The 13108-nt window shown below is 41.8% G+C and carries 5 protein-coding genes; all 5 read left to right on the top strand.

All coding sequences use genetic code 11. The features are described from left to right. The 5 genes from AC50YG_RS16140 (at position 1) to AC50YG_RS16160 (ending at position 12984) form a co-directional block, all read left to right on the top strand. Complete coding sequence (locus tag AC50YG_RS16140) at positions 1 to 2619, top strand: carbohydrate binding domain-containing protein (protein WP_494828039.1); 2619 nt, start codon at positions 1 to 3, stop codon at positions 2617 to 2619. Between the two features lie 15 nt (positions 2620 to 2634). Continuing rightward, positions 2635 to 8181: an RHS repeat domain-containing protein gene (locus AC50YG_RS16145; protein WP_494828040.1), complete on the top strand. Its 5547-nt coding sequence runs from the start codon at positions 2635 to 2637 to the stop codon at positions 8179 to 8181. Continuing rightward, positions 8182 to 9156, top strand: a complete 975-nt coding sequence (locus AC50YG_RS16150; RefSeq protein WP_494828041.1) for a hypothetical protein — start codon at positions 8182 to 8184, stop codon at positions 9154 to 9156. It begins immediately after the preceding gene. Positions 9157 to 9467: 311 nt separating this feature from the next. Beyond that, positions 9468 to 11009, top strand: a complete 1542-nt coding sequence (locus tag AC50YG_RS16155; protein WP_494828042.1) for a stalk domain-containing protein — start codon at positions 9468 to 9470, stop codon at positions 11007 to 11009. A gap of 160 nt (positions 11010 to 11169) precedes the next feature. Beyond that, positions 11170 to 12984 (top strand): B12-binding domain-containing radical SAM protein, encoded by a 1815-nt coding sequence (locus AC50YG_RS16160; protein ID WP_341278958.1) that lies wholly within the window; start codon positions 11170 to 11172, stop codon positions 12982 to 12984. The last annotated feature ends 124 nt before the right edge of the window (positions 12985 to 13108 follow it).

The raw sequence follows: 13108 nt of genomic DNA on the forward strand, positions 1-13108 counted from the left end.
ATGAGTAGATTTTTTAAAACACCAAGTATCCTAATGTTATGTGCATTATTGATTTTATCTGTATTATCTACACCAAAAGCCGCATTTGCTGCTACCTCTGTAGTTTACGAAGGAAAATTTTTTAGTGTTAGTCATAATCAAGACTGGATAAACGTTAATGTTGATGGAGTACAACGGAGCAATACGCTGGTGAATACGAAGCAAGAAGTTGAGGTTTATGATGTCTATATTATGTCTATTGATAACGTTACTATAAAAACCGTTATTGATAGTTATTCAATACCTCAGCCTATTTTAGTTGTTACTTGGACACAGTACAGAAATACAGGTTCGATTCAAAAAATATATGAGGTAAACATAAACAGTCTTGTAGCTGGCACCGTAGCTACACCGACTCTTTCTAAGAGTGGCGATTTAGTTACTATTGTATTTCCTGACAATGCGATTCATAAAAAATACCGTATCGCTTCAGGAGCGTGGCAGCACTACACAGTCCCTTTAGCAACAACAGAAGGAATTGCAGCGGTTGGTGCAGATAAATTTGGGCATGTATCAGGTATAGGCTATTTTCAAAATTCAATCCCGCCTCAAATTGCATTAAGTGTTAACACGACAGCACTTGCTCAATCTATAACGATTACAACAAACATTACAGATACGCTGGGCTTATTAGAGCAAAAATATACTTTAGGTAATTACAGTGCTGAGTACATGTCTCAGGCGGGTAATGGAACTCCAATATCAAGTTTGTATAATAGATTCCAAGTTTATGAGAATGGAACATATACCATATATGCTAAAAACAAAGCAGGTCTAATGTCAATAAAGACCATACAGATTTCTAATATTGACAGAGAGCCTCCAACTAAACCCGTTATTTCTATTAGTCCGACTGAGCCTGCTTATGATTATACAGTTACTATTAATTACTCTTCTGATTCAATAAAGAAGCAGTATCGAATTGGGAATGGCAATTGGCAGCCGTATACGAAAGAGTTCCATATTAATTACAACACGACTATATATGCTTTGGCAGTGGATCAAGTAGGAAACTATTCAGAAATATCACAGTTGGTTATTAATAATATTAAACATGCAAATGAGTATAGTTATGATTCGAATGGTAGATTAATTAAGTTAGATTCGGAAAAAGGCTCATATATTTTTAAATATGATGCTAACGGCAATACATTATCCAAGACCTTTATCAAATCAGGAATAGATGATACGACTGTACCACCTACAATCCCATCTGGTAATTTATACTTTGATTTTGAAGGCGACAATGCGCAAGGCTGGATACCGCAAGGGGAAGGGGTGCTACTTAATACTTCCCAAGAGGCAGCACATGGGGGAAACAAAAGTTTGAAAGTTTCCAATCGAACTGCTACATGGCACGGCCCCATTCTTAATGTGAAAAATAATATAGTGGCACAAAAGAGTTATCAAATTAAAGCATTTGTACGTCTTCCACAAGGTGCAGCTGCATCACAAGTGATGATGACCATTCATCGAACAATGCCTGATGGTAACAGCTACTACGATAATATTAGTACCAAGATGGTTACTTCTGGAGGTTGGGCCACGCTTGAAGGCATTTACCAATTAAATGAACCGGCAACGAGTATGTATTTATACATGGAGAGTGCTAGTCCTAACGCTTCCTTCTTTATTGATAATCTCAGCTTAGAAGCTTACACGGATGGTCCGGCACCACTTATCCATAATTTTGAAGATGGAACAGTACAAGGCTGGTTCCCTCAGGGAGATGGAGTGCTGGTTTCAAATACAAATGAGGCTGCAAGCGAGGGGAGCCGTAGTCTGAAAATAACAAATCGTAACGCAAATTGGCAAGGGCCGGCTCTTGATTTATCCAGTTATATGAAGCCTGGAGTGACTTATACGATTTCTGGAAAGCTCCTGCTGCCTCAAGAAACTACCTCTTCGGATATTCTAATTACTATGAATAGGGGAGACGGGAGTGGTGCTTCCCACTACGATAATATTAGTGCAAGTCACGTGACAACAGATGGATGGGTTACTTTTGAAGGGAAATACACGTTTACTGGTTCAATTGCAAATTTAATTATATATATGGAAAGCCCTAATGAGACTGCAAGCTTTTATTTAGATGAGTTTAAAGTAGAGAAATATGTAGAAGCCCCGCCTGTCGTAAGCCATGATTTTGAAGATGAAACGTTGCAGGGCTGGACGGCTCAAGGAGAAGGAGTTACTCTTCAAGTCTCGGGAGATACAGCTAAGAGTGGAGCTAGAAGCATGAAGGTAACAAATCGAACTGCACAATGGCAGGGCCCTCTCCTTGATATAGCAAGCCTTATTAAGCCAGATACTAAATATCAAATCAAGGCAGCTGTAAAATTGGTTTCAGGTACTACTCCATCAGATTTATTGTTTACAATTCATCGCGAATCACCGAACGGCACGCATTTCTATGAAAATGTTAGTGCAGGAACGGTAACAGATGGAGAATGGGTCATTATTAGCGGGACTTATAAATATAGCGATATTGCAGCAAAAAATCTGTCCTTATACGTAGAAAGCAACAACGCAACGAGCAGCTTTTATATCGATGATTTTATCATTTTACTAGATAAATAGAGGAGATCGGTCAACTTGAAGAAGGTCATAAGTTATTTTTTAATCATTAGCTTGTTATTATCTATTTTCGCAGAAATGGGGAGCCCTGTTGCATATGCTAAATTGGAAAATAATATATCAGCCCTTACTGTAGAAGGATCCGTTTACGTCCCCGGAAAAAATCCGTTAATGGATGGAGAATTGTCTGTCGACGAGTCGGTATATGAGAAAAAATGGGGTATTTTTTCAGAGGAGCAAGTGGAGATCATTACCCAGCAGTATACGCTGGAAATGAAGAAACTCGCTGTGTATTTCTATACAGAACTAACGCCTCTGCTAGAGACAGAGCAGTTTTTTGAAGTATTAGATATGACTGAAGAAGATCTTCCGGTTTTAATTAATAAACTTACTGAAGGTCAGCAAGTGCTATTAAGGGAAGTAACTCCTGTTACGATGAAGCAATATGATTATGATCACAATTATGAGGAAATATTAGCTCAACAGAACGTTAAAGCAGAAGCCCCATTTATTGAAACGAACGGGGATCCGATATTAGAAGCCATTGTAGAACAGTATGAGAGCGCAACGGCTTCTACTTACAGCAGTAATGCTAAAAAGAGCGGTAAATTGTCAACGACGAATACAGGAAATAGCTTTCGTTTTACAGAGAAAAATAGTGAATTTAAATATAAAGCTAATACCGACTCTAATGTAGATCCGATTTATAAAACAGCCAATCAAAGAGACGTTGATTTATATTTGCCTGGAAGAAATGGGCTGGATTTCAGTTTGGTTCGTAGTTACAGTTCGTTGAACGCTAAAATCATGCAGCCAAGTTTAGATGGAGATCTGTCTAATCCAGTATGCGATCCAGATAATGTGACTTTTCAAACGATGTTATCGGATTGTATGGGAAATTTTCCTTACCCAAGTTATTATGATTATGGTTATGGAGACAATCTGGGTTTTATTGCAACGGGCTGGTCACTCAATATTCCTAAAATGACGGAGGGAACGATTAGTGCCACGATTGCCTCGGCACAAACGAGTTCCAATATCAACTTCTATAATCGTGCTACCTATTCTACAACAGATACGATTACCTTTGATTTAGATGATGGATCTTCATATGAATTCAGAGGGAATGATACAACGCCTTACAATCATCCATACAGTAATGTTACTTATTTCTATAATGGAACGGGCTATAGTTTGGTACTAGATGATAAAATCACATATACGTTTAACAGGGATGGGCAAATTTTAACCAAAAGTAATCGTCTTGGTGATCAAATAACCTATGATTATCAACAACATGCCAATAGAATCATCATTACAGACACTATCGGAAGAAAAATTCAGACGGATGGTCCATTAGGTGTGCCTCCATACGGTACCCAAGGTTTCACTGTAACGGATCCACAAGGAAATCTAACGCACAAAATTAAGTATAATATGGAGACAGATAATCCCGTTATGCAAGCAAGGACTTATGTTTTCGGAACTGCTGAAGAATATCAAAATGATGAGAATCCAAGAAGTGTTTTTTTTAGTAAGCTTACGAGTGTGGTTGATGTTCTAGCGAATAAGACGTTGAAAACTTACACTTATCAGACACCGGGTCTCGTAACCCGAGCAGATTTTAACTTTGAAGATGATTATATGTATCTTATGGAAAATGGTAAACCTGTTCTGGATTTTTTAAATGGAGCAGAATCCAGTTTAATTATCAAACGGGATAATGACGTTCATGGTGAAATTAATTATCTCTTGTTGGACACAATTACGGATAATAGTGGTTTAGAAATCAAATATAAATATCGTCCATATAATTGGGCTTGGTTTAAAGAAACAAACGGTTATAATAGAGAATCGGAAAGAGGGACAATGCGATTGTATCTCGATCCATGGAACCTCACTTATATTGGGTATCACCCGGTAACGAATGTGTATTATAGCTATACTAATAAAGCTGGAGAAAAGAAGCTTCTTACACAGAATGTGGCTAGGTTTTCAAGTTATGCACAGGAAATATGGACGACACCTAAAACGGGCGGCATTGTAGAAAATTTTCGATTGAAAAATAGTAATGAGTTCCGTCGTCCTGAATTTTCAGTGTCTATCTCTCTTGATTTAGGAGAATATAGCGAAAGTAGTACTACTGTTTATCGACCATTAGGAAAAGGCTCCTTCGTACCTGTAAATGAGAGTAAAGGGCAACTTAGCTTTTTTAACTATTTGAACTTCAATGAGGAAGGGAACACATATGGTGTTTCTTTCGTGGAAAATCAAGCCTATCAATATGACCCAGGAAAAAACAAACCGTATTTAACTAAAGTATTTGGAAATGATAATAAGTCAGACATAGATAAATTCTTGAGATCGGGTAATGATCGTACATTGCCAGCCAATTTGGATAAATACGCAACGCTTTATCGTACGGAATATGATGTTTTTGGATATGTGATCTCTCAGGAAGACCCTTATGGGAATAAAACGGAGATGGCTTACGGCGGACCCTATCATCAAATAAGTTCACAGAAACAAACAGCAGCAGATGGTTTAACGAAGTCAGAAATAACTTATTCGTATAACGCAGATGGCACGCTCCTTCGTACAACGCAGCTTGGTAGCTATCGCGATCCGGCTTCGCCAGCGGTTGGCCGTCAGGATCAAACGGTTACGGACTATTTGAATTATAATAGTTCCAAGCAGCCTACCCGAATTCGCACGAAAAGCTCGGGTAGTCAATATGATCAACAACCGACAGAAACGATTGTGGATATGCAATATGATGCGAGTAATTTACATGTTATTAAAGAAACGACGAATGTCACGTTAGGTAAAGGAAAGACACCTACGCCGCTAGTTGTTCTTTATGAATATGACAATAAGGATCAGCTTAAAAAACAGACCTTTCCTGATGGAAGTACAGCAACGTATAGTTATGATTCAAGTAGTCGGATGGCTTCAGAAAGCTATACACCGTCTGCTGCTAATCCTGGTGCTGTTCGAACGACGAATTACACGTACGATGACGCACGGCGTTTAGTTGTACAGACGAAGCCTGATGGGGAGAAGGTAAATACGTATTATACGCCTTATGGCGATATAGAAAAACAGGAACAAATAGTAGGGAGTACATTGCGTGTACTTGTGTTGAATAAAACGAATTCGGCAGGCAAACTATTGAAAAGCACATTGCCATACGACTCTGCAGATAAAGAAGTGAAATATTCATATGGTGAAAATGGTAAGATCAGCAGAGTAACGGACCCTATAGGGCAAGCGACAGATTATTATTACTCTAACGTAATGACTAAGGAGGATGGCTCTGCATATTACCTGCAAAACACTACAAAAGTGGTAGGTCCAGATGGGAAAGAAATCTGGAATTATCAGGATCGTTTAGGTAGAGTGATAAAGCAAGTGGAGAAAGCCGGGGCAAAGACGAGAACGGTGTTAAACACATACACTCCGCTTGGAGCCTTATCACAGACACGAGTCATTGCAGATGGTGTTACGCAAACGACACAGTATGGTTATGATACCGCAGGTAATTTGATTTATTTGAAAGATAACAACAACCAAGTTAATCGTTATGTGTACAATAGCATGGGTCAGCTTATTGCCACGTATACCAATGATAAGTTGCAAAAGCAAAGCGAATATAATGAAGTCGGTTGGCAATTGACGAAGACGAATGCAGAAGGGAAAAAAGAAAGCTTCCAGTATACGAATACGGGATTGTTGGATACACGTACTGACGAAATGATGCAAAAGCATCAATATTCTTACTCGCCATATGATGAGGTAAGCCGATTATCCGTAAAAGATTCGGCTGGAACAGAAACCTATTGGGAGCAGTATAGTTATGATTCGGCTACGCGTCTTCCAACAGCCACAACAACGAAAGAGGGAGAATCGTTAGGTTATCAATATGATCTATGGAAACGTCTGAGCAGTCAAACAGTGGCAGGGCGACAGTATGGGCTGGAATATGATGGATTTGACCGCATGACTGCATTGAAGTATCCAGATAATCAAAAAGTATCTTATACTTATGATGTCTTGGATCGTTTGTTGACGGTAACGACACCAGATATGGGAACGGTAGGATATAACTATACGATAGGTCAAAATGAGTATACGAATACCTTGACGTATCCGAATGGTGTAACACAGCAAAGAAAAACAAATGCTTTCGGAGAATTGAAGTCATACAATCAAACTTCGCCAGGGAACGTATCGAACTGGAATGAGACCTTTGGATATGATGGTTTTAGTAACATTACCAGCATTAATCGAAATGGCTCGACGCAGGCATTCAGTTATGATGCGCTTAATCGCATTAAAGAGGAAAATACAGCGCAAGGACAACGTACGTATACGTATGATGAGCGCGGCAATCGGTTGACGGTGAGTGGAAATACACCTGAACTAACAGAGGAAACGACGATGTATACTTATAACGCCTTGGACATGCTTAAAACGTACTCCTCTTCAGCGGGTAAGCAAGCATCCTACTCCTACTATGGTGATGGTCTTCGTGCAACGAAGAAAGTAAATGGGCAAACCACCCGATACGTTTATTTAAATGGACATATCATTGAAGAACTTGATGGAAGTGGTAACGTAAAGGCTCGAAATGTCTGGGGCAACGAGTTGCTGTATCGACATGACTATGTATCAGGAAAAGAAGGATACTATTCGTATAATGGTCATGGGGATGTAGTAAGAATTACGAATGATAGTGGCATTGCCATTAATTCTTATGATTATGACATCTGGGGAAATATACTTTCGCAGACGGAGGGTATGTCCAACCCATTTAAGTACACTGGAGAAGTATATGATGAAGAGAGTGGTCTTTACTATCTTCGGGCAAGGTATTATGATCCAAGTATCGGTCGGTTTATTAATGAGGATACGTATGAAGGGGAGATTAATAATCCGCTGAGTTTAAATTTGTATACGTATGTTAATAATAATCCTATAAGATATACTGATCCTAGTGGAAATCGTCCAATAATAGATGATTACTATGAAGACTATTTCTCTAAGTTGAATTTTAATATTAGAGACTCATGGCTTGATGTAGATCGAAAAATAAAAGGGCTGGCTAAGCGATCGAAGAGAGCTACTTTTATATTAGCATTTGTAGAATATTTAATTGAAGACAGCGAACAGCAGTATTATTCTGGTTTTGTATGGGATTGGACTGCTACTACTAGAGGGGATTTTATTGAAGCTTTTCTTGCTCGTACAGATTATGAGGACTGGTATAATATAGGTCAAGAAAATAACGGATATTTTCCAGTGATAGACTTCCAAAAGGATCAAGAAATTGTTAGTTTAAAAACGATTGATCCTCGTTTATATTCTGAAAAAGATTTAACGAATAAACTCGGTGTTTATGTAAGTGCGTTATCGAATCTAAAAGTTACCATTAATGGTGTGTATGTTCCACTTGAAAATCGTACCCTTGATATAAGAGTACCCAAAGGCTACGTTGATAGTGTTAATATTGAAGAATTGGAAAAAATGGGTGGAGGAATTCAGATAAGAGTGGAGGAGTTCTAGATGGGAAAAACGGAAATTACTATAGCACAATATTTCAAATGTGGTAATCTGAATGAAATTAATATGCACTATTGGTTTAATGAACTATTCAAATTGGATTATGAACATATGATACTATCAGGCAACTCAAATTCAAAGACTGTCAAATATAGCTATTCAAAATTCGAGGAATTTTTAAAGAGGAGTTTGAATGGAAAGGGGAACTTCATAGTTAATGGTTTTGATTATGAACGTAATCATGTGGGAATTTCGAACACAAGTGAATATGTAACGCTTAATGCTTCCCTATTAATTGAAGTGTCAAGAATTCCTGAGTTAATGGATAAATTGGAAAAACTATTTAATGATGCTAATGGGTCTGTGGGATTTGTTCATTCTACAGAAGATTTTATTTGGCAGAAAACGGTGGATATCTCTCGGTACGAGAGAGCAGGAAGGTCACTAGAAGGTCTTATTATCGTAGATAGCAAGTCGTTTAAGAATAAGAAAGAGATCGATAAAAAGTGTTTGCCAGGATATTCTTATTATCGAGCGGGTTTATGGTTTGGAGCTTGTTGGAAAATGTGGTATGGGGACGAAATGTTTGTCTATTTACCAAAAATATTATTTAGCGATTTTAATGACTGTTATGAGAATAAAGAGCTTCCAAATGGGAGCATTCAAATCACTCTGTATGAGGATATAGAAGATTATGAGCTACCAGAAAGTCGGGAGAAGCAATGGAGTTTTAGAAGGGAAACTGGACTTGATCAGCTAGTAGATGCATTAGGGAAAAAGAATGATAATGCAACACATGATCCTGCAGTAGAAATTATTACTGAAAATTGTCCCCATGGAGGCGACCGATTAGTTATTCACTATTATGATGAGAATAAGAACATTACAAATAAATCAACAGCTTCAGTGCAGGTCTCGTATGAATATAAAGATAAATCGGTTATTTGGGAAGAAGTACTGCAAATAAAAAGGCAGTAAGATGATTTTAAAATAATACATTGTCAACTATATAGGAGAAGAAACGATGAGAATAACGTGTGCCAATGCTCAATTGGCATGCGTTATTTTATTTTGGCTTGATATTTTAAGTTTAAGGATGGAATTAATCAAATCTCTCAGACCCTACTCCCATTCCAATAGACAACCAACAACAGAAAATGGTACCATGAGAGTATCTGTTTGGCTAGGTTCCGCCTTTCTTTTGGTGTCTCTATCATTTGCGGACGGGACTCAATCTATCAATAAAATACGCCCCAGGTAATCGACAAAAATTTGGAGGAAATACATACGTGAAAACAAAACTAGCAAAAACGCTGCTAGCCCCGTTGCTCGTTACTGGCTTGCTGCTGTCGCCGCTGGCTGGAACGACTTCGACGGCTTCTGCTGCAAGCGCTGTTACGACAGCAGCGTCTACGACGCAGGCTATTAAAGTCTATATTGACGGTAGCAAGCTTTCGCTACCAACTGCTCCTTATGTGAAAAGCGGTGTGACGTTCGTGCCGATGCGTCAGATTTTCACGGCGCTGGGCGCTTCCATCACTTGGGTGGAGAAGACACAGACGATTATCGTACGCAAAAACACAACGACGGTATCACTGACCGTAGGCAAGAAAGAAGCGGTTGTTGACGGCAACACCGTTAAGCTTGATGCAGCCCCTGCCGTGAAAAATGGCACCACCTTCGTACCGACCCGTTTCGTGGCCGAGGCGCTTGGCGCCAAAGTGAAATGGGATAACGCGGCGCAAGCCGTTCGCATTACTTCCATAGAACAGCAATGGGCAGAGACTTACGAGGAGTACGAGGAGACGCCTGAGGATGACCGTACAAAGCTGACGCCTAAGGAAATCGTTGAGCAAAACGACGAAAGCGTCGTATTGATTACTACGAATAAAGCGCTTGGCAGCGGCGTCGTTATCGGTGATCGTTGGATTTTGACTAACAATCACGTTATTGAGGATGCGAGCTCGGCAACGATTACGTCAATCTATGGCGATGAATACAAGGTTCAAGGCGTCGTTGTCAACCGCCCAAGCTCGGACCTTGCGATTATTCAGACGGATGAGTCGCTGTATTTGGAGCCAGTAAGCGTTGGCTATACGGTTCCAGAGAAAGGCGATAAAGTCGTAGCCATCGGCAGCCCGCTCGGTATCCAGAATACGGTATCTGACGGTCTCGTAAGTAACATTTCATACGAAGATGGCCTCACTTATATCCAGACAAGTGCGCCAATCGACCACGGCAGCTCCGGCGGAGCGCTGTTCGATGAGTACGGCGATCTGGTCGGCATTACGACCGCTGGCTATACATCGCAGGCCGACCTGAACTTTGCTGTATCGGTTGCCCACGCGAGCCTGCTGATGGGCTTGCTGCCGGAAAGCCCGCAGGAGGACGTGAAGTTCCTGCCAGCGATTTTGCCGGATACGCTGAAAGGCGCTTCGATGGAAACGATCACATCGCTGATGAAGAAAGAATTTGGCTCCGTATCGACAGGCGATGGCACAGCAGACTTCAGCAATTGGGAAGTGAAGCGGGATTCGCAGGGCTGGATCGTGCTGACGGCAGATATTGATCCGCGCTTTTACACGTATTATGGCGGTTCTTCCGCTAACGATATTCGCAGCTGGGCCATTAACCTCGGCCATGAGCTGAACCGCATGCTTCCGGGCGAGACGATTCAAGTCATCATTTCCTTCGACCGTACATTCGGGTTCCAGCCGCGTGGCTTTGCGGAAAATGAAGTGACGGCGCTTGGCGACAATAAGTGGAAGGTTCGCTTCCCGGTTCTCGACATGCAGCTGAAAGACCAGCTTTATATTGATATGAGAGATTAGCACTTATTACCTTAATCATTCTTCTTAATTCTTTTGGTTAAATCATCAGGCTGTTGGCGGGAGCGTAAGCGACCACCAGCAGCCTTTTCTTTTGTGCGGGAGCCCTCATCTGTAGTACAATGATAGACAATAGTGACAAAACAATGAGCGAGGTAACGAGATGAAGGTAGTACTTTCTACATTAAACGCAAAATTTATTCACACATCGCTTGCGCTGCGCTGCCTGAAAGCCTACAGCGGCGAGCAATTCGATATCGATATTGCCGAATACACGATTAAAGATCCCGTGATGAACATTGTGTCGGATATTTACTCACGCCAGCCTGATGTAGTCGGCTTCTCCTGCTACATTTGGAACATTGAAGAGACGATTACGGTCATCAATATGCTGCGCAAGGTCAGTCCACAGGTGAAAATCATACTTGGCGGACCGGAAGTAAGCTACGACACCGATCATTGGATGGAGCGCATTCCCGAGGTTGATTTTATCGTCGTCGGCGAAGGCGAGGAGACATTCCATCATCTGCTGACCGAGATCGAGGGCGCGGGCAAGTACCATATGGTGTTTGGGCTCGCCTATCGCAAGCAGCGCGAGGGCTATATTGAAGCGTTAGTTAATCCGGGCCGTCCGAAGCTGGATCTGGCAACGCTGCCGTCGCCGCACCGGTTTGCCGAGGATGTGCCGCATTTGGCCAGCCGCGTTGTTTATTTTGAGACGAGCCGGGGCTGTCCGTTCAGCTGCCAGTTCTGCCTCTCCAGCATCGAGGTAGGTGTGCGTTATTTTGACAAGGAGCGGACGAAGGCGGATATTTTGTATTTGATTGATGCTGGAGCGAAGCTGATTAAATTCGTCGATCGCACGTTTAATATTAAGCGGGATTACGCGCTGGAAATTTTTCAATTTTTGATTGAAAATCACAATGGCTGCGTCTTCCAATTTGAAATTACGGCAGACATTATGCGCCCCGAGGTGCTCGACTATTTGGCTGAGCATGCGCCTCCAGGCGTGTTCCGCTTCGAAATTGGCGTGCAGTCAACGAACGATCCGACGAATGAGGCGGTTCAGCGCAGACAGAACTGGTCCAAGCTCGTGCGGACGGTGACGAAGGTGAAGGAATCGGGCAAAATCGACCAGCATCTCGACTTAATCGCTGGATTGCCGCTCGAAAACTACGATACGTTCAAAGGCACCTTCAACGATGTATTTGCGCTCGGGCCTGAAGAAATGCAGCTGGGTTTTCTGAAAATGCTGCGCGGCACCGGGCTACGCAACGACGCGGATAAATGGGGCTACATCTACATGGACCGTGCACCTTACGAAATGCTCGGCAATGACCTGATGCCTTTCGGCGACATTGTGCGCATGAAGCGGGTCGAGGACGTGCTGGAGAAATATTGGAATGCGCACCGGATGGACCGCACGCTTATGTATTTGGTAGAGCAGGTTTTCCCTTCGCCGTTCGATTTCTTCCAGGACTTTGGCGACTATTGGGAGGAGCGGGGCTGGCAGAAAATCGGGCATCAGCTGGAGGATTTATTTTCCCGGCTATGGTCGTTCCTGAACAGCTACAAGCATGAGCAGCAAGCGGCTGGCGAAGCTGGTCCGGATATGGACGTCATTATGGGGCTGATGAAATACGACTATTTCCTCAACCATAAATATAAGCCGCGCAAAACGTGGTGGGAGTTCACGATGGATAAAGCGGTATGGGGAAGCCATATGCGCAGTCTCGTCGAACGCCCGGAGAAGGTGTCGGAATCGTTTGCGGCGCTCGGCATGTCGGAGAAGGAGCTGCATAAGCATGCCGTTATCGAACGGCTGCCGTTTGATCTGGAGGCGTATTTGGCGGACGGCTCGATTCAGAAAAATACGCATACGCTGCTCGTCGTTCTGTATGCGATGGAGGCTGGCAGCAGCAAGCCAACGCCTAAGCCGTATATGTTGAAGCTGCATCATGATGCGGTAACCGCGTAAAAATGCAGTTCATGTCATTTAAAGTGACGTGGACTGCGTTTTTTTATTGACAAACAATATATTGCTGCCTATATTAATCGTAAAATGATGATTGCATGTTAGGTTTAACGAAAAAGCAATCAGA

This window comes from Paenibacillus sp. J31R34, from assembly GCF_059383715.1.

Excerpts from the sequence above, each read along its gene's own strand:
- AC50YG_RS16140 (WP_494828039.1), top strand. The coding sequence starts at position 1 with ATGAGTAGATTTTTTAAAACACCAAGTATCCTAATGTTATGTGCATTA.
- AC50YG_RS16160 (WP_341278958.1), top strand. The coding sequence starts at position 11,170 with ATGAAGGTAGTACTTTCTACATTAAACGCAAAATTTATTCACACATCG.
- AC50YG_RS16150 (WP_494828041.1), top strand. The coding sequence starts at position 8,182 with ATGGGAAAAACGGAAATTACTATAGCACAATATTTCAAATGTGGTAAT.